General features: G+C 71.1%; 11 protein-coding genes and 1 pseudogene. 3 read left to right on the top strand and 9 right to left on the bottom strand.

Annotation, left to right across the window (positions count from 1 at the left end):
* Positions 1–114 precede the first annotated feature (114 nt).
* Complete coding sequence (locus V4Y04_RS22690; protein WP_332430159.1) at positions 115–1,395, bottom strand: hypothetical protein; 1,281 nt, start codon at positions 1,393–1,395, stop codon at positions 115–117.
* 248 nt (positions 1,396–1,643) lie between these two features.
* Positions 1,644–2,440 (bottom strand): annotated as a pseudogene (locus V4Y04_RS22685) (class II aldolase/adducin family protein).
* 260 nt (positions 2,441–2,700) lie between these two features.
* Between V4Y04_RS22685 and V4Y04_RS22680 the strand changes: the two are divergent.
* Positions 2,701–3,174 (top strand): pyridoxamine 5'-phosphate oxidase family protein, encoded by a 474-nt coding sequence (locus tag V4Y04_RS22680; protein WP_332430158.1) that lies wholly within the window; start codon positions 2,701–2,703, stop codon positions 3,172–3,174.
* 88 nt (positions 3,175–3,262) lie between these two features.
* Here the strand turns inward: V4Y04_RS22680 and guaA are convergent, their stop codons facing one another.
* Positions 3,263–4,843 (bottom strand): glutamine-hydrolyzing GMP synthase, encoded by a 1,581-nt coding sequence (gene guaA / locus V4Y04_RS22675; RefSeq protein ID WP_332430157.1) that lies wholly within the window; start codon positions 4,841–4,843, stop codon positions 3,263–3,265.
* A gap of 369 nt (positions 4,844–5,212) precedes the next feature.
* Here guaA and V4Y04_RS22670 point away from each other — a divergent pair, with 369 nt between their 5' ends.
* On the top strand, positions 5,213–5,512 hold the full coding sequence (locus V4Y04_RS22670) for a chorismate mutase (protein WP_332430156.1): 300 nt from the start codon (positions 5,213–5,215) through the stop codon (positions 5,510–5,512).
* Between the two features lie 624 nt (positions 5,513–6,136).
* Here the strand turns inward: V4Y04_RS22670 and V4Y04_RS22665 are convergent.
* Positions 6,137–7,378, bottom strand: coding sequence for a hypothetical protein (locus V4Y04_RS22665; RefSeq protein WP_332430155.1), 1,242 nt, complete (start codon positions 7,376–7,378; stop codon positions 6,137–6,139).
* Between the two features lie 278 nt (positions 7,379–7,656).
* Between V4Y04_RS22665 and V4Y04_RS22660 the strand changes: the two genes are divergently transcribed.
* Positions 7,657–8,718, top strand: a complete 1,062-nt coding sequence (locus V4Y04_RS22660) for an LPXTG cell wall anchor domain-containing protein (RefSeq protein WP_332430154.1) — start codon at positions 7,657–7,659, stop codon at positions 8,716–8,718.
* A 105-nt stretch (positions 8,719–8,823) separates the two neighbouring features.
* Here V4Y04_RS22660 and V4Y04_RS22655 read toward each other — a convergent pair whose 3' ends face one another.
* The 5 genes from V4Y04_RS22655 to V4Y04_RS22635 all read right to left on the bottom strand — a co-directional run bounded on the left by V4Y04_RS22655 (position 8,824) and on the right by V4Y04_RS22635 (position 18,406).
* Positions 8,824–10,764 carry a GMC oxidoreductase gene (locus tag V4Y04_RS22655; RefSeq protein ID WP_443080197.1) on the bottom strand — a complete coding sequence of 647 codons (1,941 nt, stop codon included), beginning with the start codon at positions 10,762–10,764 and terminating at the stop codon, positions 8,824–8,826.
* A 214-nt stretch (positions 10,765–10,978) separates the two neighbouring features.
* Positions 10,979–12,592 carry a succinic semialdehyde dehydrogenase gene (locus V4Y04_RS22650; RefSeq protein WP_332430152.1) on the bottom strand — a complete coding sequence of 538 codons (1,614 nt, stop codon included), beginning with the start codon at positions 12,590–12,592 and terminating at the stop codon, positions 10,979–10,981.
* Positions 12,593–12,982: 390 nt separating this feature from the next.
* Entirely contained in the window at positions 12,983–14,842 is a 1,860-nt protein-coding gene (locus V4Y04_RS22645) for a serine/threonine-protein kinase (protein ID WP_332430151.1), read from the bottom strand.
* Positions 14,843–14,940: 98 nt separating this feature from the next.
* The gene (locus tag V4Y04_RS22640; RefSeq protein WP_332430150.1) at positions 14,941–16,314 is read right to left on the bottom strand and encodes a serine/threonine-protein kinase; all 1,374 of its coding nucleotides are present in this window, start codon (positions 16,312–16,314) and stop codon (positions 14,941–14,943) included.
* A 178-nt stretch (positions 16,315–16,492) separates the two neighbouring features.
* Entirely contained in the window at positions 16,493–18,406 is a 1,914-nt protein-coding gene (locus V4Y04_RS22635) for a serine/threonine-protein kinase (protein ID WP_332430149.1), read from the bottom strand.
* Positions 18,407–18,498 lie beyond the last annotated feature (92 nt).

The following is an 18,498-nucleotide window of genomic DNA, read 5'->3' as shown; positions in this document are numbered from 1 at the left end:
CCGCCGTACCGAGACCCCCTCAACAGACCATACGTACGACAATCAACACCGGATCAATCCAAGACCGCTCGGTTTTTTTCGGACGTTCACCGAACGGCGACGGAAAGGAGGCTTCTAGTCCGTCACGTCGATCGCGTACCGGTTCGTTTCCACCCCGGCTGCCGTGACGACCTGCACCTCGATCCGCCCCGGTTCCACGTCCACCGGGACCGGGACCGTCAGCAGGGCGTCCGTCGGGTTGTCGAAGCCGCCGGCCACCGGCACCAGCGGCACATGAACGTGTACGGCCCCCACCCGGACGACCATCCGGGCCAGCCGGTCGGCTCCCTGTGCGCCCAGCGGAACGAAGCCTGCCCCGCGGATCTCGATGTCGTCGCCGGTCCGGATCGGCGCGTCCAGGTCACCCGCCTCCCGTGCCCGCACCACCGAAAGGATCACCGGCCGGCCGCCCTCCGCGTACTTCCCGGCAAGATAGGTCGCCGCCGACACCAGCACCACCACGGCGAGTCCCCAGGGCAGGTCCGGCAGTTGGTCCGGCCGCCGCGCCAGCCGCACCGCCGCGAACGCCAGCGCGACGCCGCTGATCACGACGTACTGGATGTCGGCGAAGCCGCCCCGGCCCGCGTCGTCGGTCAGCAGATCGGCTGCCCGGGGCCGGTCCGCACGGACCTTCTGCAGCCGCTGCCCCTGCACCCGGAGCCCGACCACCCGCCGCACCACCACGGCGATCCCGCACACCACGGCGAGGACGGTCACCACACCCGCACCGCGGGCGAGTTCCAGCCCCGCGATCAGCGCGTCCCGCTCCCGGTGATCGGAGGCGACGGCCAGTTGTCCGGCCAGGACCAGGACCGCGTATGCCAGGAAGAGCACCCAGGCGGCCGCCACCGCGCGGGACGTGGAGAGGCGGTTGTCCTCTCCGATCACCGGGGCCAGGATCCCGCCGCGCGTCCGGTGGAACCACGAGGCCGCGGTCAGCGCACCGGCGACCACCAGCGCGGCCAGCAGTCCGGCCGTGCGGGCGGCACTCCACCCCGGGCCGATCGCCGTGAGCGCCTGCCCCAGGAGCAGCAGGACGACCGCCGACCACACCACCGCGGCCGTCCGGCGCCACAAGCGTGCCAGCCAGGCCGCGCCCTCGGCCCGGCCGCGCCGGGCGACGAGTTCGGCGGCCTGTGCCAGTTCCTCCGAGACCCACTGGCGGGAGGCGGAGGCCGAGTGGGCCACCGCCGCGGGCAGCCCGTGCCCGGCCGCGAACTCCTCGCGTTTCAGCAGGAACGCGGCGACCGCGCGCCGATGCCCCTCACGCACTCCGTGCGGACAGTCCCCGCAGGCGCAGCCGCCCTCGTGGGCGCCCGCGTCCGCGCCGCCCTGCCTAGCCTCCTGCACCGCCACGCCCGAAGCCCGCCTTCCTCGCATCCACATTCACGATCACGATCCCGGTCACGTTCCCGGCCACCTGCGCCGGTGCACGCAACTACCCTGCAATGACAGCGAATTGTGCCCTACATTCGGCCCTCTCCACCCGGCAGGCCCGGCCGGCGGGAGTGATGCCCGGGACACCGTGTTGACCCGGAAGCAAGAATTACCTTATGGCCGACATTGTCCGCCGGGGTGGGTTTTCCAGGCACTGCTCGCTCCGGTCAGCTCAGCAGGTCGGGCTCGCTCCGGCTGATGTCCTGCCACATCGGCTGATAGTTGATCCACGCCACCAGGTCCCCGCCCAGTTGCTCCCGTGTCGCCGCCGCCTGCCGGTGGTCGATCAGGACGGGCCGGCCCGCCGCCTTCGCGCTGAGCTGCACCTGGCAGGAGCGTTCCATGGACACGAACCACCAGGCCGCCGCGTCCACCGAGTCGCCCACGGTGAGCAGCCCGTGATTGCGCAGCACCAACGCCTTGTGGGGGCCGAGCGCGGCGGCGATGCGCCTGCCCTCGTCCGCGTCGACGGTGACACCGCTGTAGGTGTTGTAGAGGGCGTGGTCCTCGTAGAACGCGCAGCTCTCCTGGGTGATCGGGTCGAGCAGGTCTCCGAGGGCGGCGAGCGCGCGGCCGTAGACCGAGTGGCAGTGGGCGACCGCGACGACGTCGGGCCGCGCCGTGTGCACCTGCGCGCGCACGGTGAACGCCGCCTGGTTGACGTGGTGGCCGCCCTGGACGACCCGCCCCTCCCGGTTGACCAGCACCAGATCGCTCACGGTGACGTGCCGGAAGGGAATTCCGAACGGGTTGACCCAGAAACAGTCCGAGAATTCGGGATCGCGTGCGGTGATGTGGCCGGAGACCCCGTCCTCGAAGCCGAGCCGCCCGAAGAGCCGCAGGGCGCCCGCGAGCCTCTCCTTGCGATGCCGGCGCTCGTCCTCGACCGACTCGTGCATGGGCGGCATGGCGAACCGCAGCCGGTCGGCACCGGCAGAAGCGGGGGCGGAGTCTGCCCGTGCATAAGTCCTCCTGCAAGGGGGGTCGCATGGTGCGGAAGTTACCGTCGTGCAGCCATGGGCGACAGTTCGGTTTCGTAAAGATCCGGTGCGACGTGAAAACGCGACACCGCTGCTCCGTACGGTGCCCGTCGTGCCGGCCGGAGGCCGCCTTCCCGAGGCCCTCGAGGTCACTTTCCGGAAGCCGCCGTCCGGAGGACCCCCGTCCGGTGGAGTCGGTGGATACCCGACACAAGACGTCCGGTATGCGCGCCACACTCGGCACATGAACATGAACTGGGGGGCCTTCACCACCGCCGAACCCGAACTCGCGAAAACCGTGGAGGAGCGCTTCGCCACGTATACGCACCATGTCCTCGCCACCCTCCGCAAGGACGGGGCGCCGCGTACCACCGGCCTGGAGGCGCGTTTCCTGAACGGCGAGCTGTGGCTCGGCATGATGCCGGACTCGCTCAAGGCGCTCGACCTGCGCCGCGACCCGCGCTTCGCGCTCCAGGCGAACCCCGGTCCGGGCACGGGCATGGGCGGCGGGGACGTCCGGATCAGCGGACGGGCGATCGAGGTCGAGGACGAGGGCATCCGGCACAGGTACATGGAAGAGGTGGAACCGCCGGAGCCGTTCCACCTCTTCCGTACCGAGCTGACGGAGGTCGTACGCACCTACGTGGAGGACGAGACGTATCTCGTCCTCCAGGTCTGGAAGCCCGGTGAGCCGGTACGCACGCTCAAGCGGGCCTGACGAGGACGGGCAGGACGGGCAGGACCGACAAGGGCTGCCGGGGTCCTGCCGGCCCGTCACGGCGGGGCCCGTCAGGACCCGCCGGGTACTACTCCCACTCGATGGTCCCCGGCGGCTTGGACGTCACGTCGAGGACGACGCGGTTGACGTCCCGTACCTCGTTGGTGATGCGGGTCGAGATCTTCGCGAGGACGTCGTACGGCAGCCGCGACCAGTCCGCGGTCATGGCGTCCTCGGAGGACACCGGGCGCAGGACGATCGGGTGGCCGTAGGTCCGGCCGTCGCCCTGGACGCCGACGGACCGCACGTCCGCGAGCAGGACCACCGGGCACTGCCAGATGTCCCGGTCGAGACCGGCCTCGGTCAGTTCCTTGCGGGCGATGGCGTCGGCCTCGCGCAGCAGGTCGAGCCGCTCCTTGGTCACCTCGCCGACGATACGGATGCCGAGCCCGGGGCCGGGAAACGGCTGGCGCTGGACGATCTCGTCGGGCAGGCCGAGTTCCTGGCCGACCCGCCGTACCTCGTCCTTGAACAGCTGGCGCAGCGGCTCGATCAGCTGGAACTCGAGGTCCTCGGGGAGTCCGCCGACGTTGTGGTGCGACTTGATGTTGGCGGTGCCGGTGCCGCCGCCGGACTCGACGACGTCCGGGTAGAGGGTGCCCTGGACCAGGAACTCCACGGCCGGGCCCGCGTCCGCGATGATCTCGGCCTGGGCCTGTTCGAAGACCCGGATGAACTCGCGGCCGATGATCTTCCGCTTCTCCTCGGGGTCCGAGACGCCCTTGAGTGCGGCCAGGAACCGCTCCGACGCGTCGACGACCTTCAGCTGGACGCCGGTCGCGGCCACGAAGTCCTTCTCGACCTGTTCGGTCTCGCCCTTGCGCATCAGACCGTGGTCGACGTACACGCAGGTCAGCTGGGATCCGATGGCCTTCTGGACGAGGGCCGCGGCGACGGCGGAGTCCACCCCGCCGGAGAGGCCGCAGATGGCGCGCCGGTCGCCGACCTGCTCGCGGATGGCGGCGACCTGCTCCTCGATGACGTTGCCCGTGGTCCAGTCCGGGCTCAGGCCGGCGCCCCGGTACAGGAAGTGCTCCAGCACCTGCTGGCCGTGCGTGGAGTGCATGACCTCGGGGTGGTACTGGACGCCGTAGAGCTTCTTGGCGTCGTTCTCGAAGGCGGCGACCGGGACGATGTCCGTGGACGCCGTGACGGCGAAGCCCTCGGGGGCGGCGGAGCAGGCGTCGCCGTGCGACATCCACACCTCCTGCTCCTCCGGGGTGCCCTCGAAGAGGGTGGAGGCCGGCTTGGAGACGTGCAGTCCGGTACGGCCGTACTCACGGGAGCCGGTGTTGTCCACCTGGCCGCCGAGGCTCTGCGCCATGAGCTGGAAGCCGTAGCACATGCCGAAGACCGGGACGCCGGCCTCGAAAAGTGCGCGGTCGACGGTGGGAGCGCCCTCGGCGTACACGGACGAGGGGCCGCCGGAGAGGATGATCGCCGCCGGGTTCTTGGCGAGGATCTCCGCGACCGGCATGGTGCTCGGCACGATCTCGCTGTAGACCCGGGCCTCGCGGACGCGACGGGCGATGAGCTGGGCGTACTGCGCGCCGAAATCGACGACCAGGACGGTGTCGGGCGCGTGGGCAGCGGAAGTCGCTGAGGACACGAGGTGCCTTCCGGCGGTGGGGCGGGATCTGGTGCCTCCCGATTCTACCGGGAGGCACGTGCCCGCTCTCCCCCTCACTTCCGAAGCTCACGCCACAGCGCCGCGACCGCATCACGCAGCGAGGTTCGTCTCACCATGCGGCCCTGGTTGGATGTCCGGAAACCGCGCGGCATACTGGGTCCCATGCTCACGCACCCGACCTTCCTCTTTACCTATGGCAACCGGCCCACCGGCTGCCATGGTCGTGCTGCTTGAGCCACTGACAAGCAACTTTCCAGGCGCCCCGGGCCGACAAGGTCCGGGGCGCCTGGCGTTTTCGGACCATGGCACCCCGGGGCGTTCCGCACCGTCCGACAAGGAACCCCTGACATGAGCACCGCCATCGAAGCCATGAACACCGAGAAGACCGGCGCCCGCACCGCCGAAGCAGCCGACGTGATCACCGGTGCGCGCGAGCGGATCGACGCGCTCGACGATCGGATCATCGGCCTGGTCCAGGAACGGATGGCCGTGTCGGCCGTCATCCAGCGGGAACGGATCACCTCCGGTGGCCGGCGCGTGAACCTCTCCCGCGAGATGGAGATCCTCGGCCACTACAGGGACGCCCTGGGCAAGCCGGGCACCGCGCTCGCGATGACCCTGCTGGAGCTGTGCCGCGGCAAGATCTGAACCCGCCGAGCACCGGACCCGAGCACCGGGCCCGAGCACCGGACCTGAGCACCGGAACCGGCCGCCGCCCACTGAATCCGTCCTCCAGGCACAGACGTACGTATTTGCCCTCACCCGCACGGCACGTGACCGGAACCGCGGTCGCGCCGTTGGTACGGGTGTCCGTGTCAGCCAGGGGCGGGCCCGAAAGAACCACGCGTGGCTCGCCGGAGCGATGAGACGTACGGATCTGCGTGCGTCGTGGGACCTCGTTCCGGACGGGTGACCGGACGGCAGGGGACAGCAGCCCGGTCACCCGAGAGAACGGCCGGCTCCGGGGACGCCCGGGGCCGACCGGCGGGACAAGTCCCGGTCCGGCCGGAACCGTGGGCCCAGGGTTTCCATGGGCAGCGTCCTCCATGGGCAGAGCCCTCCGCAGACAGCGTCCTCGCGGACGACGGACGAGACCAGCGGCGCCCACCTCTGCGCCGCTTTCCCGGCACCGGTGCCGCCCCGGCGTCGGTGCTCGCGCAGGGGAAGGGGGCTCCACGACCCCGCCTCGCGGAGCCCCCTTCCCCTGGCACCGCCTCCCGTGCGGGAGGTGGTGTCAGGCAGGGGCCACAGCATCAGGTCCGGGACGTGGCGTCAGGTCCGGGACGCGACGCCGCATTCCTCGGCGGCCCCGTCCAGTCCCTGGCTCCGGTCGTACGGATCCCGCGCCTCCCCCTGCTCCGTGGGGCCGGCCTCCAGGTCGGCGAGGAAGTACGGACGGATCACTCCGTCACCGTCGCGGCATTCGTCGTTGCTGATCTCACTGTTGATCTCTGCGAGCCAGATGCGCCCGTCGGTCGCCTGGAACCTGACGGGATCCACCGCCTCCACCTCGATCACCCGACGCACGATCACGCGGGCCACCTCGCCACCACCGGGGCGGTGGAGCGCGTACACGAAGGTGTAGTCACCCTTGACCACGGCCTTCTTGGCGGTTCCGCGCACGGGCTCGACCGCCAGACGGCCACGCACCCTCACGTCATCCACCGGTTCGACCTCATCGGGGTCGAACCGGGTGAACATCCACACCGGGTCGTTCTCCACCGTGGGCTTGCGCAGTCCTGCGCGCACGTCGGCGAGGTAATCCACCATCAACGGGTCCAGGAGGGCCAGCGCCTTCTTCGGCTCGGCACCCATGATCACCTCACGGTCGAGGTTCGAGGCGATCAGGAAGCCCCTCGCTCCCTCCAGAGCCGCCTCGACAGCGGCGGCCGAGACGCCGTTGACGGCCTTCGCCTTCCCCTCCGGCAACCGGATCGCCTCCGCCCCCGACTCCCACCGCACGGCCGGAGACCCGGCGAACGGCCGCTCACGGGTCGGCACATCGGCGAGCTCCGCGGACGGGGCACTGCTGGGGCGGGCGGTTTCGGGGACCAGCGGCACGGCGGAAGCACCGTTCGCCCCGCCCGACGTGCCCCACCCGTCACCGAGGCCGCCGGGGAGCCAGGAGAGTGCGCCGGACGGGTTGACGGCGACCACGGCCACGGCAGCGGCCACCAGCACGCCGACGACGCTCCAGCCCCTGCGCCGGCGCGTGGCCCGACCGTCCATCTCCTGCCAGGCGGGTCCGGTGCGCCACCCTTCGGGCTGGGCGGGCGGGGCGGCAGGCTTGTTCCGGCCCCAGCCCCGTTTCCTGCCGCCGCCGTTGGACCTGGCCTGGGCCTCGTCCATGGCACGCAGTCGTTCGATCACCATCCGCGCCCGCGCGGACGGTTCCTTGGGAGCGGAGCCGCGGATGTCGCGCTCGCTGTCCTCGACGAATTTTCCCCACACGTCGTCCGACAGGGGAGAGGAGTCCGGTCTTGCGGGTTCTTCGGGCGGCTGCTGCTCGGGCACCGGGTGGCGCGCTTCCTGTCAGGCGATGTCGGATTCCGTCCATGCGGATCGGGCGGATCGGGCGGATCGGGCGGATCGAAGAGCGAGCGTACGTCGATGTCGATCAGTTCATATCAGTGATCTACTTCACATAAAATTTCTGTCAGGTCGGGGACAACCATTCACAGGGTTCGGTGATCAAACCACCGGAACCACGGGCCACTCCCGCGCCCCACCGCGGAGGCCTCTACTGACGCGTATCGCGACACGCGGTACCCCCGAGACTTCCCGAGGTCTTCATGAAGCTCCGCCGTGCCATGGCCGTCGCCGCCGCAACAGCAGTGATAGCCCCGGCTGCGCTCCTCGCGGCTCCGGCCGCCTACGCCACCGATCCGACGAGCCCGTCACCGACCGCCACGTCGACCGGCACGCCCGGGACGGGCGAGGAGGGCGAGGAGGGGACGGACACCCCGCCGACCACGACGGAGCCCACCGACGACGCGGGCACCCCCGGCGAGGCCGAGGACACCGAGACAGAGGACCCCGGAAACGACGAGTCCGGGAACGACGAGGAGCCCACGCCCGACGACCCGCAGGACGAGGAGCCCACGCCCGACGACCCGGAGGACGAGGCGGAGCCTGCCCCGAGCCCGTCCGAGTCGGAGGAGTCGGAGTCCCCGGACCCCGAGTTCTCCATATGTGAGGACAGCAAGGTCGACGTCGACATCTCCGGGCTGCCCGGCAAGATCACTGCGGGCAGCGGCTGGCGCGAGTTCTCGCTGGACGTGGTGAACAACTCCGACTCCACGCTCGAGGACCTCGACTACCTCGCCGGAGCCGCCTCCGCCGACGGGGACGGCTATGACCTGTTCAAGAGCAAGCAGGTCGAGCTGCAGGTCCAGAACCCGGACAACAAGACCTGGGAAATCCTCGACGAGGACGGCTACGCGGCCGGTTACATCGGCTACAGCACCGAGCTCGAGGCCGGCTACCAGGTCAACATCCCGATGCGCCTCAACGTGAAGGCCTCGGCCCCGGTCGGCGCCGGCTTCACCATCGGCATGACCGTCTACGGCGACAGCGACGGCGAGTGCCTCGGCTACGGCTCCGTGTCGTACAAGTTCCAGATCGTGGCCGCCGGTACGGACACGGACGGCACCAAGCCGCAGGTGGGCGGCAAGGCGCCCGTCACCGACAAGAAGCCGGTCCGCAGCAACACCCCCAAGGTCACCGGCAGCCTCGCCGAGACCGGTGCCGGCTCCGCGCTTCCGATGATCGGGCTCCTCGGCGGTGCCGCCGTCGTGGCCGGTGCGGGTGCGGTGTTCGTGGTGCGCCGCCGCAAGGCCGGTGCGGTGGCGTAAGCACGCCGTACGGCGGTTGACGCCTGACCGGACAAGAAAAGAGGACCTGCGCTCGGAGGGGGGCGCAGGTCCTCTTTCCTTTCCCGGCTCGTCCGGCTGCCGCGGCTAGTTCTTCGGGGGCATCGCCGGCATCCCCAGGAACGGCAGCCTCAGTGCGCCGAAGGCGTTCTCCGGGACCGCCGGGGACTTCGGCTCGACCGGCTGGAGCCGCTCGTAGGCCGCGCCCTGTTCCGGCCGCCGGTCGGGCTCGCCCTTGTTGGGCCAGTACGACATCGCCCGCTCGGCCTGGGCCGTGATCGTCAGGGACGGGTTCACTCCCAGGTTCGCCGAGACCGCCGCTCCGTCCACGACCGAGATGCCGGGGTGACCGTAGAGCCGGTGGTACGGGTCGATCACGCCGGTCTCCGGGGTGGCGCCGATGGTGCAGCCGCCCAGGAAATGGGCCGTCGGCGGCATGCCCGTCAACTCGCCGATGTTGGAGCCGGCGAACCCGTTGATCTCCGCGGCCAGGGCGGACGCGCCCTCCGTGGCCGCCTTGATCTGCTTGGGGTTGGCGGCGCCGTGGCCCTGCCGGGCCGTGAGCAGCCCGCGCCCCGGGCCGGACGGTTTCAGATACGTCGTCAGGGAGTTGTCCAACGACTGCATCACCAGCGCGATGATGGTCCGTTCCGACCAGCGCCGCTTGGAGAGCGACCGCACCATCAGCCATGGGTGTTTCGCCGCGTGCCCGAGCCAGCCCAGGACCCTCGCCGGGCCCGAATCGGTGCCCGTGTAAGGGATCTGGAGGATCGAGAGGCTGCCCATCGAGTTGGATCCGCGGCCGTAACGGACCGGCTCGATGTGGGTGTGCTCGTCGGGGTGGATCGACGAGGTGATGGCCACACCGCGGGTGAAGTCGACCTTGGGCGCCCCCGTCGCCTTGCGGTAGTGGCGGTCATCGGTCTGGGCGCCGACGAGCGCCTCGGAGTTGGTGCGGGTCAGCTCGCCCAGCCTGTCCGAGAGGCGCGGCAGCCGTCCGTTCGCCTTCATGCGGTGCAGCAGCGTCTGGGTGCCGTACGTGCCGGCGGCCAGCACGACCCGGCCGGCCCGGAAGGTCCGGACCCTGCTCTTGTCCTTGCCCTCCCCCTCCCCCTTGCCCTTGCCCTTGCTCTTGCTCTTGCCCTTGCTCTTGCTCTTGCGGCGGTTGTCGGTGGGGAGTGCGACGACGGCGAACCCGCCCTGCGCGTCCTCCGTCACCGCCACGGCCGTCGTCATGGGGTGGACGACCGCACCGGCCTTCTCGGCAAGGTACAGGTAGTTCTCGTTGAGGGTGTTCTTCGCGCCGTGCCGGCAGCCCGTCATGCATTCGCCGCACTCCGCGCACGCCCTGCGCGACGGCCCCGCCCCGCCGAAGTAAGGGTCGGACACCTCCTGTCCCGGCTTCGCCTTCGCCTTCCCGTCGGCGTCCTCGCCGTCGCCGAAGAAGACGCCGACCGGGGCCATGTGGAAGGTGTCGCCCACGCCCATCCGTTCGGCCGCCGCCTTCAGATGCACATCGGTCGTGGTCGTCGTCGGGTTGAGCCGTACGCCCAGCATGCGCTGCGCCTGTGCGTAGTACGGCTTCAGCTCCTCCTGCCAGTCGGTGATGTCGCGCCACTGCGGGTCGTCGAAGAAGGGTTTGGGCGGTACGTAGAGGGTGTTGGCGTAGTTGAGGGAGCCGCCGCCGACGCCCGCGCCGGCCAGGACCATGACGTTGCCGAGGAGGTGGATCCGCTGGAGGCCGTACATGCCGAGCCGGGGGGCCCACAGGTAGTTCTTCAGGTCCCAGGAGGTCTTCGGGAGGGTCTCGCTGGTGAAGCGGCGACCCGCTTCCAGGACGCCGACGCGGTACCCCTTCTCGGTCAGGCGCAGGGCCGTGACCGAGCCGCCGAAGCCCGAGCCGACGACGAGGACGTCGTAGTCGTAGTGGTGCGCGGGGTCGGCACCGGCACCGGTGTCGGGCACGGCGTCGTGGCCGGGGGCGGGCACGGCGTCGTGGCCGGGGGCGGGCACAGCGTCGTGGTCCATGCCCGGCACGGCGTCGTGGCCGGGGGCGGGCTCACCGCCGTGACCGTCGTCGTCCTGTTCCGGGACGGAGCTCTCCTGTGACACGTGCTCTCCTCGTCGAAAGCTGCGGTGCGGGGCTGCCCGCCGGACGGGACTCTGTCGCCTGCTGCCGGCTGTGTGCGGCTGTCCGCGGCTGTGTGTGACTGTCCGGCGGCTGTCCGCCGCACCGAGCCGGCTAGCGGAAGCGGAAGGCCTTCATCAGGCGCAGGCTCCGGCTCATGAACGCCGCGTACTGCTCGTCGTCCATGCCCAGGGCGGGGGCCATGGGCAGCAGCCGCTGGTGGGCGACGGTCTGGGCCTCCGTGTACTTGAGGATGCCCTCGGAGCCGTGCCGGCGGCCGAGGCCGGAGTCCTTCATGCCTCCCATCGGCGACTGGACGCTGCCGTAGGCGGGCGCGTATCCCTCGTTGATGTTGACCGTGCCGGTGCGCAGCCGGGCGGCCACCTCGCCGCCGCGCCGGGCGTCCTTCGTCCAGACCGAGGAGTTCAGGCCGTACGGGGTGGCGTTGGCGCGTTCGACGGCCTCGTCGTCGGACCCGAAGCGGTAGAGGGAGACGACCGGGCCGAAGGTCTCCTCCGCGCAGACGCTCATGGTCTCGTCGACGCCGTCGAGGATGGTCGGCTCGTAGAAATAAGGGCCGACGTCCGGGCGTGCCGTGCCGCCCGCGATCACCTTGGCGCCCTTGGCGACGGCGTCGTCCACATGCCGGGTGACCGCGTCCAGCTGGCGTTCGCCGACCAGGGAGCCCATGTCGGCGCCGTAGGCCAGGGAGGTGCCGAGGCGGATCGCGCGGGTCCGGGCGGCGAAGCGCTCCAGGAAGGCGTCGGCGACCGACTCGTTGACGTACAGCCGCTCGACGGAGATGCAGAGCTGGCCCGCGGAGGAGAAACAGGCGCGGACGGCCCCCGCGGCGGCCCTGTCCAGGTCGGCGTCCTCCAGGACCAGCATGGCGTTCTTGCCGCCGAGTTCCAGGGACACGCCGACGAGCCGGGAGGCGGCGATCTGTGCCACCTCGCGGCCGGTGCGGGTGGAGCCGGTGAAGGAGACGTAGTCGGCGCGCTTGACGACCTCCGGGCCGACGACGGGTCCCTCACCGAGCACGACCTGGAAGAGGTCGGCGGGCAGTCCGGCCTCGATCAGCAGGTCACGGGCCCACAGGGCGGTGAGGCAGGTCTCCGTGTCGGGCTTCATCACGACCGCGTTGCCCGCGACGAACGCCGGGAGCGCGTCACCGACGGACAGTTCGAGCGGGTAGTTCCAAGGGGCGATCTGGCCGACGACACCACGCGGGTGACGCCGCTCGGTCACCTTCGTGAGGACCGGCATGGCACCCGCGTGCCGCTTGGGCCGCAGATACGCGACGGCCCGGCGGCCGTAGTGACGGGCGGCGACGGAGACCCCCTGGATCTCCTCGTGGGCGTGCAGGCGGGCCTTGCCGGTCTCCAGCTGGATCAGGTCGAGCACCTCGGCCTGGCGTTCCAGGAGCAGGTCGTGGAAGCGGAGCAGCACGGCGGCCCGCTGACGTACCGGGGTCCGCTCCCACACGGCCTGGGCGGCGCGGGCCGTCTCGAAGGCCCGCTGCACGTCCTCGGGGGTCGACTCGGGCAGGTCGGCCAGCTTCTCGCCGGTGAACGGCGTGTGGCCGGCGGTCCGCCCGGACCCGACGACGCCCTTGGTGAGCTGGGCGACCAGTTCGGGCGTGACCACGTCGACCGCGGTCCGGGCGCCCGCCGGGGCGGGGGCGAGAGGATTGGTACCGGTCTTGTCCCGGGTCTGCGCGTCCGTCATGAGCCGCAGGGTATGCCCGCGCGAACACTTTGTGTACCCGGCAGTAACAGATTCACGGACTACTCACACACCCCGCCAGTGAATGCTGGCAACAAACCCGCTGATCAGGGCGTTGACGACCGGCCCACCTCGATCTCGAGCAGGTCGCGAGCTCCCTCGGACACCGTCGCCCCCTCCCTTTCCCCGGGCGCGCCCTCGGGCATGTCGACACGGACCTCTTACGTACATGCGGTCCTCGTCGGCTAGGAGCATCAGCCGCACGACCCGGATACGCAGCTCGTCCGGGCCCTACGCCGTGTCGGCGAGGACTGCTTCGCGCCCGTACCCGTACCCCTGCCCGTGCCCCTGCCCGTGCCGGGCGCGGCACAGCCCTGCCCGGACCGGACCGGCTCAGAGCTCGTCGACGTCCAGGTTGGCGATCACGGTCTCCGCCACTTCGCGCCCGCGCTCCGTGAAGTCACCCTTGCCCGGGTAGCTGACGGTGAGCTTGTACATGTCCTCGCCGGACGTCATGTAGTAGAAGATCCGCATTTCGCGGGGGCGGGGGTTCTGGCTGTCGTTCGTCTGGTAGACGACGGTGTTCTCCGCGGCCTTCTTCCCCTTGTACGTGAGGTCCGGCTTCGGCTTCGTCTCCGAGCCCTGCGGCATGTCAAGGGCGTAATTGCCGCTCTCCTTGAAGCTCTTGTTGTCGTCGTACATCTCGGCATCGGCGGAGGCTTCGATGCTGTTGCGGGTGTCCTCGGCCTTCCGGTCCAGCGTCAGACCGATCCAGATGCTGCCGCTGTGGTCCGTGTACCTGACCCAGTGCTCCTTGTCGCCGCCCAGGGACTTCTCCGGGTCGGGCACGGTGCGCTGGTAGTCCTTCGGCACCGACACGGACGCCGCGACGTCCTTCTCCTTGTGGGTCTTCCAGTCGTCCGGCAGCGGTCCCGCGAACGGATCCGCGATCACCAGATACGCGGCCACCGCTCCGGCGACGACCGCCGCGACCAGTCCGCTCAGCGTCTTGTAGCCGATCCGGATGCCCTTGCCTCCGGATCCACTGCCGGCACCGGTACCGGTACCGGGCCCGGTGCCGTCGCCGAGGGCCGGGGCGTGAACGATCTGCGTGGGCTGGGGTGCCGGCGGGTTCGCGACGGCGTCCAGCAGCGCGCGCACCCGGGCGGCGTTCGGGCGGTGTGCCGGGTCCTTCTGCAGCAGGCCCGTGATGACCTCGGCCAGCGGACCCTGCGCGGCGGCGGGCGACGCGGGCACGGCGTTGAGGACGGACTGGAGTGTCGCGGGCGTGTTGCTGCGCCGGAACGGCGAGACTCCCTCCGTCGCCGCGTACAGCACGACCCCGAGGGACCACAGGTCGGAGGCGGGTCCGGGACGCTGGCCCAGCACCCGCTCGGGCGCGATGTACTCGGGTGAGCCCACGAAGCCGCCGGTGTCGGTCAGACTGGTCTCACCCTCGATCTGGGCGATACCGAAGTCGGTGAGGACGACCCGGTCGTGCCGGCCGAGCAGGACGTTGTCCGGTTTCACATCCCGGTGCAGGATGCCGGCCGCGTGCGCGGCCTCCAGCGCGCCGAGCACCTCCAGACCGACCCTGGCCGCCTCGCGTGCCGAGAGGGTGCCCTCCTCCTGCAGTACGGCGCCCATGGAACGGCCCTGGACCAGCTCCATCACGATCCACGGCTGCCCGTCCACGACCGCTACGTCATGGACGTTGACCACTGCGGGGTGATCCAGCCGGGCGGCCGCACGGGCCTCGCGACGCATGCGCTCGAACGCGTTGGCGCGTTCGCGTTCGGGAAGGTGGTCCGGGACGCGGGGCTCCTTGACGGCGACCTCGCGGTCCACCGTCTCGTCCGCCGCCCGCCACACCGTGCCCATACCGCCGTGCCCGAGCTTGGAAAGCAGCCGGTAACGACCGGCGATGAGCCGACCGACACCGGGCTCGTCCTGCGGCGGCCGAGGGTGCGACGGCTCATGACGGGACGAGTCGTGGCCGGGCGGCTCATGACGCGCCGGCAGCGACGGGGCCGATGGCGGCACCGGCGGCCCGGCCGGCGCCTGCCGGTTCGGTTGCTGCGGTTGCTGCGGTTGCTGCCGGGACTGCTGCGGAACCACCTGCGTGGGCGCCGCGTACGGGTTGCCCGGATGCGGCACGGACGCGGGCGGGTTCGGGCTCGGTTTCGGCGGTTGCAGACCAAAACTCGTTGGCTCGTCGGCCGCGCCGTGGCGGGCTCCCCCGTTGCTGCTCATGCTCCATCCATATCGCGCCAGACCGTCGCGGAGCCACAGCGGGTGCCGTCCGGTCACAGACCCGTGACCCCGTCCGTGGCTTATCTACCTTTATGCGACTACACGTCGGACGACGCCGTGCCGGACGCCACATATCCCGAAAGCGGCATCCCTGTGAAAGAAACCGGAGAAACCGAAGAAGCGGGAGAAGCGGAGGGGCCGGCCGTACGGGACGGGCCGGCCGTACGGGACGGGCGGGGCTCCGGGGGCCGGCTCGCGGGTGTCAGCGACCCGGTGCTCGACGGCGTACCACCTCCGCCGCCCCCGCCACCGCTCCCGTCACCCTCGCGGTCCAGGAGCAGGACCGCGGCGGACACCCCGGCGCCCATCAGCGCGGCGGCGGCCAGCGCGGCCACGAGCACGCTCCTCGTGGGCCGCCCCGGCGAGCGCACGACGGTGACGGCGAGGTCGTCGGGGGTGCGTCCCCACCCGGCCGCTGCTCGCCGCTCCGGGGGCGGCCGACGAGTTCGGCCCCGCCCGCGCGCCGGATATCCGGACGGCAGGTACCCGGACGGCAGATGTCCGGACGGCAGATGTCCGGACGGCAGGTACCCGAGCGGCGGAGACTCCGGTGTGCGGCCGGTCTCGAGGAAGAGCCGCAGCATCCCCTCCGCGCGGTCCGCGTCCAGCCGCCGGTCGGGGTCCCGCTCCAGCAGGCCGCGTACGACGGGCAGGATCGGGCCGGCCTGCGAGGGTGGCCGTATCTCGTCGGCCACGACCGCGTGCACGATCCCGCCGATCGAGTCCCGGCGGAACGGCGACTCGCCGCTGAGCGCCGTGCACAGCAGCGCGCCCAGCGACCACAGATCGGACTCGGGTCCGGTCCTGGCCCCGGACATCCGCTCGGGGGCGGTGTACTCGGGCGAGCCGACGAAGGAGCCGGACTCGGTGAGCGTGGTGGCGCCCGCGACCCGGGCGATGCCGAAATCGGTGAGGACGACCCGGCCGGTGCCGCACTCGAGCAGCACGTTCGCTGGTTTGAGATCGCGGTGCAGGACGCCCGCCGCGTGGGCGGCGCGCAGTGCGCCGAGCAGGTCGATGCCGATGCGCGCGGCCTCCACCGCGTCGACCGGGCCCTGTACGGCGATACGGTCGGCGAGCGAACCGCCGTCGATCAGCTCCAGGACGATGTACGGACGGTCGTCGTCCTCGACGACGTCGTGGACGACGATGATGTGCGGATGGCTCAACTGGGCGAGCGCCCGTGCCTCCCGCAGGGTGCGGTCCCGCTGCCGCCGCGCCTCCGCCGCGGAGAGCGTCTCGTCCAGGGGGAGTTCCTTGACGGCTACGCCACGCCCGAGCAGTTGGTCGGTCGCCCGCCACACCACGCTCATGCCGCCGCGTCCGAGCCTCGCCTCCAGGCGATAACGGCCCGCGATGACACGGGTGTTGTGCCGTGCGGGCCCGCTTCCGGGCTCCCCCTCGGTCACCATGGGGCCATCATGCCCCACCGGATGTCATCCCTCCGGTAGGCCTATCCGGCCAAGCCCCGTCGTCACGGAACCGTCGTCACGGAACCGTCGTCACGGAACCGTCGCCATGGCCGTCGCGAACCCGTCGCGGATCCGGACCGTCGGATTCCCCCGGGGGTCGTGGCCTGTCCCAGCGGGGTCAGCGGGGTTCCCGCCATCCCCGCAGGACCGTTTCGAACTGCTTGCTCGTCGTGGCCCAGTCCTCGGCCGGGGACGCCATGTAGATCGCGTACTCGACTCCGTCACGGGAGATGTACATCTGATCGACGGCCTGGTAGGGCCCCGGGAACTCCGTGTCCTTCGCCAGCGCGGTCCAGGTGTACTCCAGTCGCGCGCTCTCGCGGTCGCGGTAGACGCGGCGTTCCAGACCCAGCTGCCGGTAGTCGACCAGCCGCCGTCCTATCTGCTGGTCCAGATCGCTCAGGTGCTCGTACGGGTCGTCGAAGTCGGGAGAGTCGTCGGCGGCGATACGGATGAAGCTTCTGCCGCCGTCGGGCGTGTAGTCGACCTGACGTGTGTCCTCGTCGAAGACGACCCGCTGCCAGTCGTCGCCGGGCAGGACGATGCTGAAGCCGAACGGATCGTCGCGGCGCACCCAGCCCGCCGGAAGCCCGCCCGTCTGCTCGCTGCCGTCCGCCCCGGTCTCCCCGGGCGTGGGAGTGGGCGTGGAAGCGGGGGTGGGAGTGGGGTTCGGCATCGGTTTGTCGAAGGGGGACGCCGAGCTGCTGCTGTCCTGCGCCTTGCCGTCGCCTCTTTGGACGAGCAGCATCGCGGTCCCTCCGCCGACGAGCGCGGCCAGGACCACGACCAGGGTGACCAGACGCCCGCGCCCGAGCCGCCGCGGCCCGGCCGCGGTGACGCCTCCGGAGGACGACTGGACGGCCGTGGCCCCGGGGCCCTCACCGCCCGCCGGACCAAAAGAAGCCCCACCGGTCGTACCGGGGCTGGGGGCACCCGTCGCGCCAAGCACAGGTCCGGTTCCCGTGCCGGCCGCCGGTGGAAAGTACGACGGTGGCACGGCACCCGCACCCGCACCCGCGCCCGCGCCCGCGCCCGCGCCCGGCTCGTGCGCCGTCGCTCCCGACGACCATGGCGACGGGCTCGACGGCACCGGCGAATGCGGTGCCGATGCCGATGCCGACGCCGGTGCCTGCGCCGATTCCGGCGCCGATTCCGGCGCCGACGGCACCCGGTCGCCGTCGGCCTGCGTCATCACGTACGTCTGCGCCGAGGCGGGCCGCCGTCCCTCCGCCGCCTCGGCGAGCATCTGCTCGGTCGCCTCCGCGTCGGGCCGCGTGGCCGGATCCTTGCGCAGGAGCGCGCTGATGACGGGTGCGAGCGGGCCCGCGTACGGCGGCTCGTCGGGCTCCTCCTCCACGACCGCCTGCATGGTGGTCAGCGGAGACGTGCGGCGGAACGGCGATCGGCCCTCCACCGCCGTGTACAGCGTCGCGCCGAGCGCCCAGAGGTCCGAGGCGGGGCCGGGATCCAGGCCGCGGATCCGCTCGGGTGCCAGGTAGTCGACCGAACCGACGACCTCTCCGGTACGGGTGATCGCCGTGTCGCCCTCGATCTGCGCGATGCCGAAGTCGGTGAGCAGCACGCGTCCGTCACCGCCGAGGAGCACGTTGCCCGGCTTGACGTCACGGTGCACCACCCCTGCGGCGTGCGCGGCGCGCAGCGCGCGCAGCACCCACAGGCCTATACGGGCCGCCTCACGGGGCTCGACGCGCTCCCGCTCCTTGACGGCGTCGGCGAGCGAATGCCCTTCGACCAGCTCCATGACGATCCACGGCCGGCCGTCGTGCTCCAGCACGTCGTGCACGGTGACGACCGCGGAGTGGTTGATCCGTGCCGCCGCGCGTGCCTCGGCACGGGTACGCGCCAGCAGCATGGCCCGGTCCCCGTCGGAGACGTAGAGCGCGGCGGTCAACTCCTTGATGGCCACGGACCGGTGCAGCACCTCATCATGTGCGCGCCACACCCGGCCCATGCCACCGCTGCCGATGGCATCGCCCAGCCGGTAGCGACCCGCGATGAGCAGGCCCTGCATCTGATTCACCTTGCCCCGCAATGGTCTTGACAGGGTCAGGTTAGGTTTCCGGGGTCCGGCCTGGGAACACCGGGCGGGCCATGGAAACCGCA

Origin of the sequence: Streptomyces sp. P9-A2 (assembly GCF_036634175.1) — a bacterium.
GTDB classification, from domain to species: Bacteria; Actinomycetota; Actinomycetes; order Streptomycetales; family Streptomycetaceae; genus Streptomyces; species Streptomyces pratens.
This window is presented reverse-complemented; position numbering and strand designations above follow the sequence as displayed.